The following is a 17,440-nucleotide window of genomic DNA, read 5'->3' as shown; positions in this document are numbered from 1 at the left end:
AACGAAATAGACGCATCTCCTGCAGTGCCCGGCTGGTTTTTACGGCCGGGCACTGCTGTTTGTTCCTCCACAGGCGGCGGCGACCGGGCGGCTATCCACAATTGGGTCATGTGGCCTTTCGGGCCTTCTCGAAGCCAGCCAAGCTTGCAGTGGAGGCGGTTATGAGAGCAAAAGATGCATTGGGTCAAAGCGGTGAACAGGTAGCAGCGGACTACCTTGAAGACCGTGGAATACGGGTGATTGACAGCAACTGGCGATGCTCCAGCGGTGAAATCGACATTGTGGCCCTGGACGGCCAGGAACTGGTCATCGTCGAGGTCAAAACACGCAGATCGCGGCGTTATGGTGACCCTCTCGAGGCCATTACCCGGGCCAAGCTGCTGCGACTACGAACCTTGGCCGTACTCTGGGCCCGTGAACACAACCGGGTTATCGGTTCACTGCGGATTGACGCCGTGGGCATCATCATGGACAGGGCACAAGAGCCGAGTATTGATCACGTCAGGGGCGTGGCCTGATGGGAATGGGCCGATCATTGGCAGTGGCGCTCGTGGGACTGAACGGCCATGTCATCGAGGTTGAGGCGGATATTGGCCAGACCTTGCCAAACTTTATCTTGCTGGGGCTGCCGGACGCATCCTTGAGTGAAGCCCGGGAGCGGATCCGTTCGGCAGCGCAAAACTCGGGCATTCCACTCAGCCGGCGAAAAATCACTGTCAACCTTGTTCCTGCATCCCTGCCAAAGAAGGGGTCAGGCTTTGATCTGGCCATTGTAATGGCGGCACTGGAGGCCGCCGGCGACGTGCGGGGGACAGGCCGGACGGTCTTTATTGCGGAGTTGGGCCTCGACGGTCGGTTGCGGCCCGTTCGCGGCATGCTCCCTGCCGTGCTGGCCGCGTTGTCGGCAGGGCGCTCCGACTTCGTGGTGGCGGCCGCCAACCTGGCTGAGGCACAACTCGTCAAAGGTGCCAGGGTTCGCGGTTATGAGTGTCTTGCAGAGGTTGCCGTGGATTTTGGTGCGGACCCCAAGGACTTGCCTGGTCTGGACAGTGAGTGGGTGGCCGGGCCTGAAACGCTCGGAACCACGCACAGGCAGATCGATGGGCGGGAGAGCGTTGACCTGGCTGATGTGGCTGGCCAATCTGTGGCGCGTCTCGCTTTGGAAATCGCGGCCGCCGGAGGGCATCATCTGATGATGGTTGGCCCGCCAGGATCTGGAAAAACCATGTTGGCCGAACGGCTACCCGGACTTCTGCCCGATCTTAACGATGCCGAAGCCATGGAGGTCACCGCCATCCACTCGCTGGAACATAGGGCGTCAGGATTGGTTGCCCTGATCCACCGTCCTCCCTACGAGCGCCCTCATCATTCCGCCAGCACGGCAGCCATCATTGGCGGAGGCAGTGGCATACCACGCCCAGGTGCGGCGTCGCGGGCGCATCGGGGCGTACTATTCCTCGACGAAGCCCCCGAGTTCGATAAGAGGGTCCTGGACGCGCTCAGGCAACCGTTGGAAAGCGGTGAGCTGGTGCTGCATCGCTCCGCTGGCACCGCGTCCTACCCGGCACGGTTCCAGCTGATCCTCGCCGCCAATCCGTGTCCGTGCGGCAAGGCGACCGGCAAGGGAATGAACTGCGAATGCACTCCCATGGCCCGAAAGCGATATTTCGGTCGGTTGTCGGGTCCACTGCTGGACAGGGTTGACATTCAATTGGAGGTCAACAAGGTCCAGCTATCACAGCTAGCCGACTCGGACCCTCGTGAATCCACCGCCCAAGTTGCTGCGCGCGTGAGAGATGCCCGGGACATTGCCGGTGAACGGCTCAAGAAATGGGGCCTAGTGCACAACGCCGACCTGACGGGCAAGCTACTGCGTGGACCGTTGCGCCTAGGCGGACATGACACGGCGCTATTGGACAAGGCCATGGGCCTCGGTGTGCTCAGCGCCCGCGGGTATGACAGGGTGCTTCGCCTCGCCTGGACTGTGGCCGATTTACAAGGACTGGAGCACCCGGGCAGCGATGAGGTGGGGCTGGCCCTGACATTGAGACAGCGAGGAGAAGGACTATGAGCGCCATGAATGAGGGTATTTCAAGTGCATGGTCCGGCAAGGGCATCCGTGTTGCTCGCGCGGCGCTGACGCGGTTGATGGAGCCGTCAGACCTGCCCGGATTGGCCTTGATCGACGTCCTGGGGCCCGAGGAAGCACTTGCTCTGATTGAGGGCGGAGCTGCCACAGACGCCAAGGTCGAGCAAGAAATGACCCATGTCTTGACCTCGGCAGGTTCGGAACGGTGGGCAGGACTGGCAGAGGCGTTGGGCCGTTGGCGGCCAAGACTGGTTGACCTTGCCCCGGAGCGTGATCTGGAGACCCTAGAAAGATTAGGTGGCCGGCTCCTGATTCCCGAGGACGCCACGTGGCCGCAGGCTCTTGTGGACTTGGAGCTCGGAGCACCGATTGCCCTATGGTGCCGAGGCACCCATGCGCTGATTCCGCCCCAGAGCCGGTGCATCGCAGTGGTCGGCTCCCGTGACAGCACCAGTTATGGCGCCAATGTCACCGCCGAGATTGCCAATTCCCTGGTTCAACGGGGATTCACGGTGGTTAGTGGAGGTGCCTATGGGATCGATGCACATGCCCACCGAGGGGCACTGGGTGCCGCCATGGCCATTGATGGACCTCTGGGTGGAACACGGGCCGCCTTGCCTGCTAGCTCAGCAGATACGCCCCAGGTGGAGGATCAGCCGGCAACGCTGGCCGTTATGGCCGGGGGAGTGGACAGGTTCTACCCTTCCGGCAATGACGATCTGCTTCATATCATCGCCGAAAAGGGACTCGTAGTTGCGGAGGTGCCACCCGGTACCAACCCCACACGCTATAGATTCCTGCAGCGGAACCGCCTCATCGCTGCCCTGTGCTCTGTGACAGTCGTGGTGGAGGCCCGGTGGAGATCCGGAGCTCTCAACACCGCCCACCACGCAGAATCGCTCAGCAGAATGGTGGGTGCCGTCCCGGGATCCGTATATTCGGCGAATTCGGCCGGCTGTCACAGGCTCTTGAAAGAAGGAGCCGCCGTATGCGTCACTGATGCCGCAGACATTGCCGAACTCGCTGGCGCCATGGGCGAACATCTCGTGGACGAGCCAAGCGCCGCGACGGCGCTCCACGACGGTCTCGGTACTTCGGACTTGTTGCTTCTCGACGCCCTGCCGCTGCGCACCGCAACAACCCTAGAAAAACTATGTGTGGTTGCGGGCTTGAGCGCCCAGACGGTCCTATCAGGATTGGGCAGGCTAGAAGCATTAGGCCTCGCGGAGCGTCTGGCGGGCGGTTGGAAACGTCATGCCAAGTAATTGTCGTGGCAGGATCCGCATCAACAGATTGGTGTCGGACACAGACAAGCATGGCAGGTAGCAACGTCTCGTCCTTCTCGATCAAGACGCAGCCTCTGCCATCGCCATCGCCCAGGCGCTCACCGAAGATTCCCTCGGGAGCTATGTTGCGGCGGCGGGCTTGGGGTAGCCCGCTAGCCATGGCGGCCGGATTGGATCTGCGACGGCGGGGCAACTTGCCCTGCGCGGCGCAACGGCGCACAGTTGGGGTGTGGATTCCGACGAACGCTCAGCACTGCCTGCCGCTCTTGCCCAAGCTGCGGACGCTTTCGAGCGGTACCTGCGCTCTGAACGGGGCCGGTCGGAACACACCATCCGTGCCTACCGTGGCGATATTGACGCGCTCCTGATCCATGCCGTAGCCGAGGGCAACACAACCCTGAGTGAACTTGACCTAGGACAACTGCGCCGCTGGCTCGGTGAACAAAGCGCTTCCGGCCTGGCTCGATCCACCCTTGCCCGCCGCGCGGCCACCGTACGTAGCTTCACGGCTTGGGCCCTGCGGGAGGAGATTATCCCGGTGGATCCGTCCCTGCGGCTCAAGGCGCCCAAGCGCGAGAAGACTTTGCCGGCCGTCTTGCAGAAGCAACAGTTGGGCAGGCTTCTGGCGGACTTGGCCGAGACGGCCGAAGACCAGGACCCCATTGCCCTGCGGGATCTGGCCATGGTTGAGCTCCTCTATGGAACCGGGATCCGTGTGGGCGAGCTGGCAGGTCTGGACGTACAGGATGCCAACCGGGAACGGCGTACTGTCACGGTTTTGGGTAAAGGCAATAAGGAGCGCGTGGTTCCGTTTGGCGTTCCGGCCGATACGGCGTTGGGCCGGTGGCTGGACAGCGGACGTCAGGCCTTGATCCAACCGCAGAGTGGAACGGCGCTCTTTCTCGGCAAGCGGGGCGGCCGCATCGACCAACGCACAGTACGGTCAGTGGTGGACAGGCTATTTGCTTCGCTGGGTGACACCTCGGCCACGGGGCCCCACACCCTGCGGCATTCGGCTGCCACGCACCTTCTCGATGGTGGTGCTGACCTACGTTCGGTGCAAGAGATCCTAGGCCATAGTTCCCTTGCTACAACCCAGCTGTACACACACGTCTCGGTAGAACGACTGCGGGACAGCTACCGAACAGCACACCCGCGAGCGTGAGAATAGTCCATGAAATACATCACAGGTTACGGCGGATTGTCCTGACGGTGGCGTAATCGGCCAAGCTACGGCACAATGATAGTGAGCCATCGCTCAAAAACTAAAGGTCGGGTTCAAACCCGGATAATCAGGGCCGGTCTATGCCAAGCTCTGCGCAATGCCACGTATCATCCTGAGAAGGTCGTTGGGGAAGACGCACCTACTGCAATGGAGGATGGAATGAAGGCAGAAAACACGCGCGGCGTTTTGTTCGTACACTCAGCCCCGGCTGTCATGTGCCCGCATATTGAATCGTCCATTGCAGCCGTAATGGATCAGCGCTCGGACTTGCACTGGACTGCACAGCCCGCGGCGCGCAATGTGCTGCGCACTGAACTTGCCTGGCGTGGACCCGCCGGCACGGGGGCCCGACTTGCCTCGGCCCTTCGCGGCTGGGCCAATGTCCGCTATGAGGTTACCGAAGATCCCAGCGCGGGTGTTGACGGATCACGGTGGTCCCATACCCCGGAATTGGGCATCTTCCATGCCGTCACAGATGTTCACGGCAACATCATGGTCTCTGAGGACCGCATCCGCTACGCCTATGAAACCGGCAAGGGCGATCCCTCCGTGGTTTACCAGGAGCTCTCACTGGCACTGGGAGAGGCGTGGGACGAGGAACTTGAACCGTTCCGCCATGCTGCGGCCGGCGCACCTGTCCGCTGGCTCCACCACGTCGGCTAAATAAGACTCGCTTACTCAGACAAGAACGACGGCGGCACTCACCAAAAGGTGAGTGCCGCCGTCGTTCTTGTCCCAGAGAAATTCGGGACAGCAGACTGGGGAACGCTAGGCCATTTCAACCTTGGGGCCCGTGCTGCGGATGGCAACAACAGCGTTGTGACCACCGAAGCCGAACGAGTTGTTCAAGGCCATGATCTCGCCCTCGGGCAGTTCGCGCGGAGTGCCGGTGACGACATCCAAGGGAATTTCCGGATCCTGGTTTTCTAGGTTGATCGTGACAGGGGCCAGGCGGTGGTAAACGGCCAGAACCGTCAGTACCGACTCAACGGCACCTGAGGCGCCAAGCAAGTGGCCCATCTGGGACTTGGTGGCTGAGACGCAGACGTTGTTTACGTGATCGCCCAGGGCAGACTTCAACGCTGTGTACTCGGGGCGGTCGCCAACAGGGGTGGACGTTGCGTGAGCGTTGACGTGGACCACGTCTTCCGGCAGTGCCCGAGCATCAAACAGCGCAGCCTTGAGGGCGCGAGTTGCGCCAAGGCCCTGGGGGTCCGGAGCTGTGATGTGGTAGGCGTCGGCCGTGACGGCCGTGCCGGCCAGCTCACCGTAAATGCGTGCGCCGCGGGCAATGGCGTGCTCTTCAGCTTCCAACACCAGTGCGCCAGCGCCCTCGCCCATGACGAAGCCGTCGCGGCTGATGTCGTAGGGCCGTGAGGCGGTCTCCGGGGAGTCGTTGCGCTTGGACAGGGCCTGCATGGCAGCGAAGGACGCCATCGGCATGGGGTGGATCGCAGCTTCGGCGCCACCGGCCATGACAACGTCTGCCTTGCCTGAGCGGATGAGCTCGAGGGCAATGTGCATGGCTTCGGTTCCAGAGGCACAGGCGGACACGGGAGTGTGCGCACCGGCGCGGGCACCGAGGTCCAGGCTAACGGCTGCGGCCGGGCCATTGGGCATCAACATGGGAACCGTCATGGGCAAAACGCGGCGGGGTCCCTTTTCACGCAGGGTGTCCCATGCGTCCAGGAGCGTCCACACGCCGCCAATGCCGGTTGCGAAGGCAACGGCTAGGCGGTCATGGTCGATCTCCTCGATGCCGGAGTCCTTCCAGGCCTCACGGGCGGCCACCACGGCGAACTGGGTTGAGGGGTCCATGCGCTTGGCTTCTACGCGGCTCAGGACCTCTGTTGCGGGAGTTGATGCTTTGGCCGCGAAGTGAACGGGAAGATCGTACTTTTCCACCCAATCATCGGTCAGCGTGTGGGCGCCGGAAACACCCTTCAGGGCGTTCTTCCACATGGTCGGAACATCGCCGCCAATGGGCGTCGTTGCTCCGAGACCGGTGATGACTACTTTGCGGGCCATGATTCAACTCTCTAAAAAATTATGGGTCAGGGCTAAAGGATGGTGATGTGGTTGGCCGGCGTCCTGCTTTTCCGGCCAACCACCAAGACCCACGCCGCTTGAGCGGACAGGGAATCAGACACTAGGGCTGCTTAAGCCTGTGCGCCTGCGATGAAGCTGACAGCGTCGCCAACGGTCTTGAGGTTCTTGACTTCCTCGTCCGGGATCTTCACGTCGAACTTCTCTTCAGCGTTGACGACGATCGTCATCATGGAGATGGAATCGATGTCCAGGTCATCCGTGAAGGACTTGTCCAGCTCAACAGCCTCGGGGGCAAGGCCGGTCTCTTCGTTGACGATTTCGGCCAAACCAGCCAGGATTTCTTCGTTGCTAGCCATTGACGGCTCCTTTTCTTCTTTTGCTGTGATCAAGAAATTGATCATTTCAGGCATGCTGATCAAGCCACGGTTGTGGCTGGATGCGTTTAGGGAAGGCGCACCACTTGGGCGCCAAACACCAGTCCGGCGCCAAAGCCGATCTGAAGCGAAAGTTTACCGGAGAGCTCCGGGTTCTCTGCCAGCAGGCGGTGTGTTGCCAACGGAATGGAGGCTGCGGAGGTGTTGCCGGCATCGGCGATGTCGCGGCCAATGATGACGTGTTCGGGCAATTTGAGCTGCTTGGCCAATTCATCGATGATGCGCATGTTGGCCTGGTGCGGCACAAAGGCGCCCAGGTCAGCGGCCGTGATTCCGGCGACTTCGAGGGCCTTCTTGGCCATCTTTGCCATCTCCCAGACGGCCCAGCGGAACACGGTTTGGCCGTCCTGGCGCAGCGTGGGCCACAGCGTGGCGTGAGCCTCGTCCGCGGCGGCCTGAGCAACGTCGTCGCCCTTCATGGCCTGTTCGCTGAAATCGCGGACATCGTTCAGGGAGTGAGTCATACCGATGGTGTCCCACTTGCTTCCGTCCGAACCCCACACGGCCGGGCTGATGCCGGGCTCGTCCGAGGGGCCGATGACAACGGCGCCAGCGCCATCACCGAGCAGGAAGGAGATGGTGCGCTCATGGTTGTCGATGACGTCGGAGAGCTTCTCCGCGCCGATGACCAGAACGTAATCTGCCGTGCCGGCACGAACCAGGGCGTCGGCCTGCGCCACGCCGTAGCAGTAGCCTGCGCAAGCAGCGGAGATGTCATAGGCAGGAGCGGGGTTCGCACCGATCTTGTCCGCGATCAAGGCGGCGGCCGACGGCGTCGCGTAGGGGTGTGTGACCGTGGACACCAGAACCGCGCCGATCTGGGACGGTTCGATGCCCGCGTTCTTGATGGCCTCGGCACCTGCGCCAACGGCCATGTCCACCACGGATACGTCCTTGGGAGCGCGGTGGCGGGTGATGATGCCTGTGCGCTGCTGGATCCACTCGTCCGAGGAATCGATCCACTGGCACACGTCTTCATTGGTCACGATCACGGACGGGCGGTACGCGCCAATGCCCAAGATGCGTGAGCCCGGGTGGGTCGGGTTTTGCTTCAGCGTAGGGGTGCTCACAGTGTTCCTGCTTCCAGCGAAGAGTGTGCTGCCAGCAGTTCCTGTGCAGCTTGAAGATCATCAGGGGTTTTCACGGCGACGGTGGCAATGCCACTCATCCCGCGCTTGGCCAAGCCGGTGAGTGTCCCGGCCGGAGCCAGCTCAATCAGTCCAGTCACGCCCATGGCGCTCATGGTTTCCATGCACAGATCCCAACGGACTGGCCGCGATACCTGGGCGATGAGAGACTCAAGTGCCGCTTCGCCAGAAGGCACGACGGCGCCGTCGTAGTTTGAGAGCAGCGGCACCTTGGGTGCGTGGGTGGTCAGGGACGGCGCGAGCGCTTCCAAAGCGGAAACCGCAGGTGCCATGTGGTGTGTGTGGAACGCGCCGGCGACCTGAAGGGGGATGACCCGTGCCTTGGCCGGTGGGGCAGCGACGAGAGCGGCGATTTGCTCCAGCGTGCCGGCGGCTACCGTCTGGCCCTTGGAGTTCATGTTCGCCGGAGTAAGCCCAGCTGCGGCAATGGCGGCCAGGACCTCATCGGGATCCCCGCCAACCACGGCGGCCATGCCTGTGGGTGTGGCCGCGGCGGCGTCGGCCATGCGGTTGGCACGTTCGCGAACGAACGCCATGGCGTCTGCGTTGGAAAGTGTCCCGGTGAGGGCTGCGGCAGTGATTTCACCGACCGAATGACCGGCAATAACGACGGACTTCGAAGCCAGGGCCCCGGCGATGTCGGCGCCCAGAAGCGCTTGAGCAGTGATGAGCCCGGCCGCAACGATCAAGGGCTGCGCAACGGCGGTGTCCTTGATGGTTTCGGCGTCTGAGGTGGTGCCGTGGGCCAGCAGATCGATGCCTGCGGCATCGCTCAAGGTGGCCAACTGTTCCTGCACACCCGGGCGTTCAAGCCATGGTGAAAGGAATCCGGGGGATTGGGAGCCCTGTCCAGGGCAGACTATTGCAAGCACGTTAACCAGCTTTCCAAACTTAGTGGCTTTTGACGGTGTTTCCCCACACCAAGCTCTTCGGCACATTTTGTAGGAAGTCTACAATGACTGTGCTGTTTCGTGACTGTTTAGGGGGGAAGGGGCCGAACTTTTAGGCGAAATCTACTAACTGTTCACCCTCGAGTCCCGGTGGTCTTGCTGCCGATTGCCTTGCTCGAGGATGCTTTGGCGCTCGAGTTTTTCGACGGCGTGGCGAGCCTTCCCACGATGATGGCCGTCTGCAACACGAAAGCTTCGCGCGGAATCAGCGGATCCCAACCTGTGACGTCACATACTCGCCGTAATCGGTATCGGACGGTGTTTGAGTGAACGAAGAGTTCCCGGGCCGCGGCCTCAAGCGAATGCCCTCCCTGCAGGTAACTGCTGAGGGTTTCAACTAGGCCGTTGGAAGCTGCGATCAAAGGGCGGTAAATGTTCACAATGAGTGCACGCCGTGCGGACTCGTCGCCACCTATCACGCGCTCAGGCAGCAGATCATCTGCAGAGACTGGGCGCGGCGCGCCCGACCATCCCTTGACCACGGAAATACCTGCGAAGGCTGCCTTGGCGGAGGCCGTGGCGTCAGACAAGGTGGCTGCCAAGGGTCCGTACACAACCGGTCCGGGCGCGAAGAGATCGCTGAGGCGTAGATACGCCGATTCGGGATCTTTCACATTGCCAAGGACAAGAATCAGCTTGTCGCCTTGGATGCCCACCATGACGTCCTCAGCGAATCGGACAGCTGCACGTCGCAAGGTGGCCAGAAAGAGCGCGTTGGCTTCCTGCGGGGCAGGGCCCACCATGATCGTAAAGTGGCTGTGGCTGGTCCAGCCAAGTGCGGAAATACGTGATTGCAAGGCGTCCGTGTTCTCGCCTCGCAAAATGCCGTCGACGGCCAATGCTTCCAGCCGGGTATCCCAAGCGCCCCGGTTTTCCGCAGCACGCGCATAAACATCTGCGGCAGCGAAGGCCACCTCGCGCGAATAGCGCAGGACTGCTTCCCGCAAGGCTGTTTGTTCTTCGGCTGCAGCGAGCTCGGGAACGCGGTCTTCCACTACCTGGACCACTGTGCGGATCAGTTGCAGTGCCCGCTGGAGGCTAATGGCGCCGGTCAGTTCGGTGGGTGCAGTACCAAAGACATCCGAGAGGACCCAGCTGGGGGATGAGGGGTGTTCATACCATGAGACAAAGGCCGCGATGCCATTTTGTGCCACCAAGCCAAGGGCTGAACGTTCGTCGGCGCTGAGCCGCCGGTACCAGGGGAGGGTGTTTTCAAGTTCTTGGCGCATCATCGAGGAAAGCGATCCCACGCTTGCACGCAGGCGCTCCAAAGTCTCCGTGGTGCGGTGGATTTCGGTGGCTTTGCGCTGGCCTTTTTTGGCCTGCGAGTCCTCTGCTGTCGGCTGTGCGGCCGGCTTTTTTGTTGCTGCCATGATTCGAGGGTATGTCCTTGAGGCCTCGAAGCGTTATTTGTGTGAATCCCACAACGTCATGGTGAGGCCCGTGCCGTGGTGGCGCGGTTAAACGCAAAAGGGTGCTTGGTGTTGCTGTAGAAGATCTACAGCAACACCAAGCACCCTTCAAGTGCAGGTGGAGGGCGTGGGGATTAGCCTTCGCCTCCGGCGTTGCCGGTGGTGCCTGCGTTGACGTTCAGGAGATCGTACTTGGCGATCGCCTGCGCCGGGGCGCTGGCATCAACTTCGCCGCGCTTGGCCAGCATCTGCAAGGTGCGAACTACCACTGAGTGGGAGTCGATCTTGAAGAAGCGGCGTGCTGCTGCGCGGGTGTCGGAGAAACCGAAGCCGTCGGCACCTAGGGTTGCGAACTCATTGGGCAGGAACTGACGGATCTGATCCGGCACTGCCTTCATGTAGTCGGTAACTGCAACAACGGGGCCCTGTGCATCAGCCATTTTGGCGGTGATGTACGGAACGCGGGCCTCGTTCTCCGGGTGAAGGAAGGATTCCTCTTCGGCAGCAAGTGCATCACGGCGAAGTTCGTTCCAGGAAGTCACTGACCATACATCGGCTGAGACACCCCACTCGTCGGCGAGGATCTGCTGTGCTTCCAATGCCCAGGGAACGGACACGCCGGAGCCCAGCAGCTGGGTCTTCGGGCCCGGGGCATCGCTCTTCTTGAGCAAGTAGATGCCCTTGATGATGCCTTCGGTGTCGATGTCCTCCGGCGCCTTCGGCTGCACGATCGGCTCGTTGTAGACAGTGATGTAGTACATGACGTTGGGATCGGTTGAATCCGGTCCGTACATGCGCTCAAGTCCGGACTTGACGATGGTGCCGATCTCGTACCCGTAAGCCGGGTCGTAGCTGACGACGGCCGGGTTCGTGGACGCCAAGATCGGGGAGTGACCGTCAGCGTGCTGCAGGCCCTCACCGGTCAAGGTTGTACGTCCGGCGGTGGCGCCAATGATGAAGCCACGCGTCATCTGGTCACCGGCGGCCCAGAAGGAATCACCGGTGCGCTGGAAGCCGAACATGGAGTAGAACACGTAGATCGGGATCAACGGTTCGCCATGGGTGGCGTAGGCGGTGCCTGCAGCGGTGAAGGCCGCTACGGAGCCGGCCTCGTTGATGCCAGCGTGCACGATCTGTCCGGAGATGGACTCCTTGTACGCCAACACCAGGTCGCGGTCAACGGAGAGGTAGTTCTGCCCGTTGGGGTTGTAGATCTTCGCGGTCGGGAAGAACGCGTCGATACCGAAGGTGCGAGCCTCGTCCGGGATGATCGGGACAATGCGCTGCCCGATCCCCTTGTCACGCATGAGGTCCTTGAGCAGTCGCACGAACGCCATGGTGGTGGCGGCCTGCTGCTTGCCCGAACCGCGGTTTGCGACCTCGTAGGTCTTCTCGCCCGGAAGCGTCAGCTCCGTGTGCTTGGTGCGGCGTTCCGGTACGGAACCGCCCAATGCGCTGCGGCGATCCATCATGTACTGGATTTCCGGTGTGTCCATACCCGGGTGGTAGTACGGGGGACGGTACGGATCTGCTTCAAGAACCTCATCGGTGATGGGCAGACGCAGGTGCGTACGGAAGTCCTTCAGGTCCTGCAGCGTGAGCTTCTTCATCTGGTGCGTGGAGTTACGCGCCTCGAAGTGGGTGCCCAAGCCGTAGCCCTTGACCGTGTGGGCCAGGATGACTGTCGGCTTGCCCTTGAAGTCCATGGCTGCCTTATAGGCGGCGTAAACCTTGTGGTAATCGTGGCCACCACGCTTAAGGTTCCAGACCTCGTCGTCGCTCAGGTGAGCGGCGAGTTCCTTGGTCTGCGGGGTCTGGCCGAAGAAGTGCTCGCGCACAAATCCGCCGGACTCAGCCTTGTAGGTCTGGTAATCGCCGTCGCGCGTGGTGTTCATGATATCGACGAGTGAACCGTCGCTATCGCGCTCGAGCAGATCGTCCCACTCGCGGCCCCAGAGGACCTTGATGACGTTCCAGCCAGCACCGCGGAAGAATGCTTCCAGTTCCTGAACGATCTTGCCGTTACCGCGAACCGGGCCGTCGAGGCGCTGCAGGTTGCAGTTAACCACGAAGGTGAGGTTGTCCAGCTTGTCGTTGGCAGCAAGCTGAAGCAGGCCGCGCGATTCGGGCTCGTCCATTTCGCCGTCGCCAAGGAAAGCCCAGACGTGCTGATCGCTCGTGTCCTTGATACCGCGGTTGTGCAGGTAACGGTTGGACTGAGCCTGGTAAATCGCGTTCATCGGGCCAATACCCATGGACACGGTGGGGAATTCCCAGAACTCCGGCATGAGGCGCGGGTGCGGGTACGAGGAAAGCGCGTGGCCTTCCTTGGACTTCTCCTGACGGAATCCGTCTAGGTCCTCTTCTGTGAGGCGACCTTCGAGGAATGCGCGGGCGTACATGCCGGGTGAGGCGTGGCCCTGGAAGAAGACCTGGTCTCCGCCGCCAGCGTGGTCCTTACCGCGGAAGAAGTGGTTGAAGCCAACCTCGTACAGGGTTGCGGCACCTGCGTAGGTGGAGATGTGTCCGCCAACGCCGATATCGGGGCGCTGTGCGCGGTGTACCAAAACGGCGGCGTTCCAGCGAAGCCAAGCACGGTACTTGCGCTCAATCTCCTCATTGCCCGGGAACTCAGGTTCCTGATCAACGGGAATGGTGTTTACATAGTCAGTCGTCGTCACCATCGGCACGCCAACGCTTTGCGCGCCGGCTCGCTGGAGCAGGCTACGCATAATGTACTGGGCACGCTCGGTGCCACGTTCCTGAATCAACGTATCCAAGGACTCAAGCCATTCGGCTGTCTCTTCTGGATCGCGATCAGGCAGCTGGTTTGTCAACCCGCTGAGGATATGGGAGTTTTCGTCTCCTGCAGCCACGTCCAACCTCTCTTATAAAAGCAGTGTGGGGACACCCAGAGCTGTGGCCATGGGCGTGTATCAATACTCTAGACCGCAGGGACCGCTTGTGCGTAGCTGTGCCCGGTGCGTGACCTCCGCTGAAAGGCGATACAGCGGACTCCTGCGCGCCCGCGAAAAGCATGATGTTGTGCAAATCACAAATTGTTCGGGAACTTTGCGGGGTGTTTGTTGCCAACTGCTGTTAAGTAGAGGCAATATGGGCTGACCCCCTAGACTGGGGATACATACCAACAAACCAGCGCGCAAGTGCTGACCGCAGGAGGAAAAACGTGAGCGAGGCCGACGCCGGCACGGTTGCCAAGATGGCAGTCAAATTGGGGTTCAAGGATGAGGATCTTGTCCAGGAACTCGGATACGACGACGACGTTGATTTTAAGCTGCGTGATGACATTGAGGACCTGATTGGGTCCGCAATGTTTGATGAGGATGATCATGACGTTGTTGACGCCGTCATCTTCTGGTGGCGCAAAGACGACGGCGATCTGGTGGATGCCCTTGTGGATTCACTGACGACTCTTGATGAGGGCGGGATCGTTTGGATCCTCACGCCGAAGCAGGGAAGAGATGGTTACGTCCCGCCGTCGGACATTCAGGAAGCGGCACCTACAGCCGGCCTGCATGTGACGACCACTGCCGGAGTTTCCGCGGATTGGGCAGCGACCCGCCTGGTTCCGCGCAAGCGTCAGTAAGCAGGATTGCACGTGATGCTCGACGGCGACACGCACCCGGGATTGCAGATCGGGGACATGGCTCCCGACTTTTCACTGCCAAACCAGTTTGGCGAGCCAATCACCCTTTCCGGGTTGCGTGGCACCGCCGTGGCAATCGTGTTTTACCCCTTCGCATTCTCCGGAATCTGCACGGGGGAGCTGTGCGAGCTGCGGGACAACATTGCCGATTTTGCGGCGGCGGGGGTGCGCCTTTTGGCGGTGTCTGTTGACACGAAGTACACGCTGCGCGCCTACGCCAAGGCCGAGGACTATAACTTCGACCTGTTGGCCGACTTTTGGCCTCACGGAGAAGTTGCCCAGGCGTACGGAACCTTTGAGCCGGTGCGCGGCATGGCTGGCCGGACCACCTTCCTCGTAACAGCGCAAGGGCGCATTGCCGACATCTTCAGCACTGTTACGGGCCAAGCCCGGCCGCTGGCAAGATACCGCCAGGCGTTGGAACAGCTCTAACCATGGACAACGTGCGCCCGGGAATTGGCCAGACTGCCTTCAGACATGGAGCAGCCTTGCCAGCCGATGTGCTGCCGGCTGACGCGCTGCTGGCCGCCGAAGTCGAGGCTTTGGAGCGGGTAGCGGAACTGATGCGGCACCACCCAACGGCATTGCTGACTGGTGCCGGACTTAGTACCGATTCCGGCATTCCTGATTATCGGGGTCCGGATTCACCGCCCCGCCAGCCACTCACGTACCAAGAGTTCATGGGTGATCCACTGCTGCGTCAGCGGTACTGGGCCAGAAACCATATTGGCTGGTCCCACATGCACCGCGCGGAACCCAACGCCGGGCACTATGCTGCCGCGGCGTTGGAGCGCGCTGGCCACCTCACCGGAGTCATCACCCAAAATGTTGACCGCCTGCATGAGGACGCAGGAGCCAGCAATGTGGTGGACCTGCACGGCCGCTTTGATCAAGTTCTCTGCATGGAGTGCGAAACAACGTATTCACGTGCTTTTCTGGCCACCATTCTCACAGAACTCAACCCAGGATTTCTTGACGCAGTCAGCGGGACCTCAGCGGCGCCGGATGCTGATGCTGACCTTGCCGACGAAGGGCTCATTGCTTCTTTCAAGATCGCCAGGTGCCCTTTGTGTGGCGGGCTGCTCAAACCAGATTTTGTATTCTTTGGCGAAAACGTTCCCAAGGAAAGAGTCGAACGGTCGTTTGCCATGGTGGAATCCGCGGGACTTCTCTTGGTGGCTGGATCGTCCCTGACAGTTATGAGCGGCTTGCGATTCGTCAAACGAGCGGCCAAGGATGGCAAAGCCGTGGTGATTATCAACCGAGGTGAAACTCGTGGCGATCCGCTAGCTGAAACGAAATTGGAGATTGGCGTGGGGGAGGGTTTGAGCTATTTGGCCAGTGCCTTGGGGATCGATTGGCGCAATCGCTAAAACATGTGTACAGTAGTTTCTCGTTGGTCAGGCCAACAAGCGCAAAGCTTGGAAGCCGAAACAATGATTGGGTCTTTAGCTCAGCTGGTAGAGCGCCACGTTTACACCGTGGATGTCATCGGTTCGATCCCGGTAGGACCCACCACAGAAGAACCCCTCGTACTCAAGGCCTAGGCCGTGATTCCGAGGGGTTCTTTGTCTTGCCCGGTGACTTCACCAGGGCAGAAATTCAACCTTGGTGCACATGAAATTTGCGGGCGCCCGGGTGCGGCCATAGGTGGAATGCATGCAAGGGATATCGTTCACAGCCATCGATTTTGAAACGGCCAACAACTACCGCGCCTCTGCCTGCGCTGTGGGACTGACCAAGGTCAGAGCCGGAGTGGTCGTTGATCAGGTGGCGTGGTTGATCAAGCCGTTGCCCGGATACGAGGAGTTTCATCCCGTCAATGTCGGCATTCACGGCATTACGGCCGCCCATGTTCGCAACATGCCTGATTGGCGGCGAATCTACGGCCCCATGATGGATTTTGTTGATGGTGATGCCCTGGTTGGCCACAACGTCAGTTTTGAGAAGTCAGTCATCGCCAAGGCCAACGAGGCCAGCGGACTGCCGGCCCCCAGCCTTGAGTTCCACTGCACACTTGCCCTTGCCCGTAAGCACCTGCAATTGCCGCACTACACACTGTCGGACGTTGTGGGAGCCTTGGAGCTGCCAGCGTTCAACCACCATGACGCCGGCGATGACGCCCGGGCCAGCGCCCTTATTGCGATAGAACTGGCGCGACGCAACGGTGCGGCGAAGTTGGATGAGTTGTGGCCAACCACCGAACGGACCAGCGCTCGGGTTCCTAGCTACTATTCGGCGGGTTACACGCGGAAGCTGGCCGACCTTCCGAAGGCAAATCCGTTGGCTAATCCTTACGGGCCCCTCTTTGGGCAGACCATTGTGTTTAGCGGGGATCTGGAAGCCATGCCGCGCGTTGAAGCACAGGACGCATCGGCCACCAGGGGTGCCACGATTGCCAACAGCACAACGAAGAAAGTCACCCTGGTTGTCTGCGCTGAGCTCGAACGGGGCGGCCGCCCCAGCGCCAAGGTCACGCGTGCTCACGAGTTGGCGGCCACGGGCCAGAACATCGCTGTAATAGGTGAACTTCAGTTCCTGCGGCTCTTGGCGTTCAAGTAGCCGCTTCAGGTAGCCGCGATTGCATCCTTGGTATGGATGTCAGGTATGGATGTCAGACCCCGTCCGTACAGTACCGTTCATGACATCGTTCCCGGAAGAAGTACTGGTACGCACCTCAACAACGGGAGTGCCGCTGGCCGTTAACCGAAATGGCCGGGTCTGGTTTGTTGGGGCCGAGCCTGTGCGATGGTTTGAGCGCACGGCCTGGTGGAGGCATGAGAGGCGGATGCCTAAGGGGCAGGGACGGGTTGACGTCCAGGTGTGGCGCGTCCAAGTCCGGTTGGGACACAGCCTACGCAGCGAGCTGGTGACCATGGAGTTGGAATGTGATCCTGACGGCGCGAGGTGGCGGATACGCGGATCGCAGACCGTCGCCGGGTTGGCCGCCAGTTAAAGTGAAAGGTTCCCCGCCACAGCTATTGGGGGACGCTGTGGTGGGGAACCAGTAATAAAAATATAACGCGTCATTCTGCAAGATGCAAACTGACACGCCGAATTTCCAGATTGCCGCAGGAAGCGTGCGACAACGCTTGACACAGAGTTGTGCCAAGGAATCTAACGGTGGATTTTCCCTACGGAGCGTGCTCAGACGGAGGGCGATTTAAAGTGGAGGACCCT

At 60.8% G+C, this 17,440-nt stretch carries 16 protein-coding genes and 1 tRNA gene; 11 read left to right on the top strand and 6 right to left on the bottom strand.

Going from position 1 to position 17,440, the window contains the following annotated elements:
• Positions 1 to 161: 161 nt before the first annotated feature.
• From ACP7B9_RS07165 to ACP7B9_RS07145, 5 genes are all read left to right on the top strand, one after another.
• A complete protein-coding gene (locus tag ACP7B9_RS07165) occupies positions 162 to 518 on the top strand; it encodes a YraN family protein (RefSeq protein WP_425862043.1) in 357 nt (118 codons plus the stop codon).
• Complete coding sequence (locus ACP7B9_RS07160; protein ID WP_425862042.1) at positions 518 to 2,071, top strand: YifB family Mg chelatase-like AAA ATPase; 1,554 nt, start codon at positions 518 to 520, stop codon at positions 2,069 to 2,071. The genes ACP7B9_RS07165 and ACP7B9_RS07160 overlap by 1 nt, the downstream gene beginning before the upstream one ends.
• On the top strand, positions 2,068 to 3,354 hold the full coding sequence (locus tag ACP7B9_RS07155; protein WP_425862040.1) for a DNA-processing protein DprA: 1,287 nt from the start codon (positions 2,068 to 2,070) through the stop codon (positions 3,352 to 3,354). The genes ACP7B9_RS07160 and ACP7B9_RS07155 overlap by 4 nt, the downstream gene beginning before the upstream one ends.
• 250 nt (positions 3,355 to 3,604) lie before the next feature.
• The gene (locus ACP7B9_RS07150; RefSeq protein ID WP_425862038.1) at positions 3,605 to 4,540 is read left to right on the top strand and encodes a tyrosine recombinase XerC; all 936 of its coding nucleotides are present in this window, start codon (positions 3,605 to 3,607) and stop codon (positions 4,538 to 4,540) included.
• Positions 4,541 to 4,759: 219 nt separating this feature from the next.
• On the top strand, positions 4,760 to 5,263 hold the full coding sequence (locus ACP7B9_RS07145; RefSeq protein WP_425862037.1) for a DUF3145 domain-containing protein: 504 nt from the start codon (positions 4,760 to 4,762) through the stop codon (positions 5,261 to 5,263).
• Between the two features lie 105 nt (positions 5,264 to 5,368).
• Here ACP7B9_RS07145 and fabF read toward each other — a convergent pair whose 3' ends face one another.
• The 6 genes from fabF to aceE form a co-directional block, all read right to left on the bottom strand.
• Complete coding sequence (fabF, locus tag ACP7B9_RS07140) at positions 5,369 to 6,628, bottom strand: beta-ketoacyl-ACP synthase II (RefSeq protein ID WP_425862035.1); 1,260 nt, start codon at positions 6,626 to 6,628, stop codon at positions 5,369 to 5,371.
• A 131-nt stretch (positions 6,629 to 6,759) separates the two neighbouring features.
• Entirely contained in the window at positions 6,760 to 7,005 is a 246-nt protein-coding gene (locus ACP7B9_RS07135) for an acyl carrier protein (RefSeq protein ID WP_038462997.1), read from the bottom strand.
• An 86-nt stretch (positions 7,006 to 7,091) separates the two neighbouring features.
• Entirely contained in the window at positions 7,092 to 8,153 is a 1,062-nt protein-coding gene (locus tag ACP7B9_RS07130) for a beta-ketoacyl-ACP synthase III (RefSeq protein ID WP_425862034.1), read from the bottom strand.
• Entirely contained in the window at positions 8,150 to 9,103 is a 954-nt protein-coding gene (locus ACP7B9_RS07125; RefSeq protein ID WP_425862032.1) for an ACP S-malonyltransferase, read from the bottom strand. The genes ACP7B9_RS07130 and ACP7B9_RS07125 overlap by 4 nt, the downstream gene beginning before the upstream one ends.
• A gap of 152 nt (positions 9,104 to 9,255) precedes the next feature.
• Complete coding sequence (locus tag ACP7B9_RS07120) at positions 9,256 to 10,554, bottom strand: PucR family transcriptional regulator (RefSeq protein WP_425862030.1); 1,299 nt, start codon at positions 10,552 to 10,554, stop codon at positions 9,256 to 9,258.
• Between the two features lie 173 nt (positions 10,555 to 10,727).
• Positions 10,728 to 13,469, bottom strand: a complete 2,742-nt coding sequence (gene aceE, locus ACP7B9_RS07115) for a pyruvate dehydrogenase (acetyl-transferring), homodimeric type (protein ID WP_425862029.1) — start codon at positions 13,467 to 13,469, stop codon at positions 10,728 to 10,730.
• 311 nt (positions 13,470 to 13,780) lie between these two features.
• Between aceE and ACP7B9_RS07110 the strand changes: the two genes are divergently transcribed.
• The 6 genes from ACP7B9_RS07110 (at position 13,781) to ACP7B9_RS07085 (ending at position 17,216) form a co-directional block, all read left to right on the top strand.
• Entirely contained in the window at positions 13,781 to 14,200 is a 420-nt protein-coding gene (locus ACP7B9_RS07110; RefSeq protein WP_425862027.1) for a DUF3052 domain-containing protein, read from the top strand.
• Between the two features lie 15 nt (positions 14,201 to 14,215).
• Positions 14,216 to 14,692 carry a peroxiredoxin gene (locus ACP7B9_RS07105; RefSeq protein WP_425862025.1) on the top strand — a complete coding sequence of 159 codons (477 nt, stop codon included), beginning with the start codon at positions 14,216 to 14,218 and terminating at the stop codon, positions 14,690 to 14,692.
• A gap of 2 nt (positions 14,693 to 14,694) precedes the next feature.
• Entirely contained in the window at positions 14,695 to 15,633 is a 939-nt protein-coding gene (locus tag ACP7B9_RS07100) for an NAD-dependent protein deacetylase (RefSeq protein WP_425862023.1), read from the top strand.
• 69 nt (positions 15,634 to 15,702) lie between these two features.
• A tRNA-Val gene (locus ACP7B9_RS07095) sits at positions 15,703 to 15,778 on the top strand.
• A 141-nt stretch (positions 15,779 to 15,919) separates the two neighbouring features.
• Positions 15,920 to 16,822, top strand: a complete 903-nt coding sequence (locus tag ACP7B9_RS07090; protein WP_425862022.1) for an exonuclease domain-containing protein — start codon at positions 15,920 to 15,922, stop codon at positions 16,820 to 16,822.
• A gap of 79 nt (positions 16,823 to 16,901) precedes the next feature.
• Entirely contained in the window at positions 16,902 to 17,216 is a 315-nt protein-coding gene (locus ACP7B9_RS07085) for a hypothetical protein (RefSeq protein WP_425862020.1), read from the top strand.
• Positions 17,217 to 17,440 lie beyond the last annotated feature (224 nt).

Origin of the sequence: Arthrobacter sp. TWP1-1 (genome assembly GCF_049897845.1) — a bacterium.
Taxonomy (GTDB): domain Bacteria; phylum Actinomycetota; class Actinomycetes; order Actinomycetales; family Micrococcaceae; genus Specibacter.
Note: the sequence above shows the minus strand (reverse complement) of the source record. Positions and strands in the feature narration are given on the sequence as shown.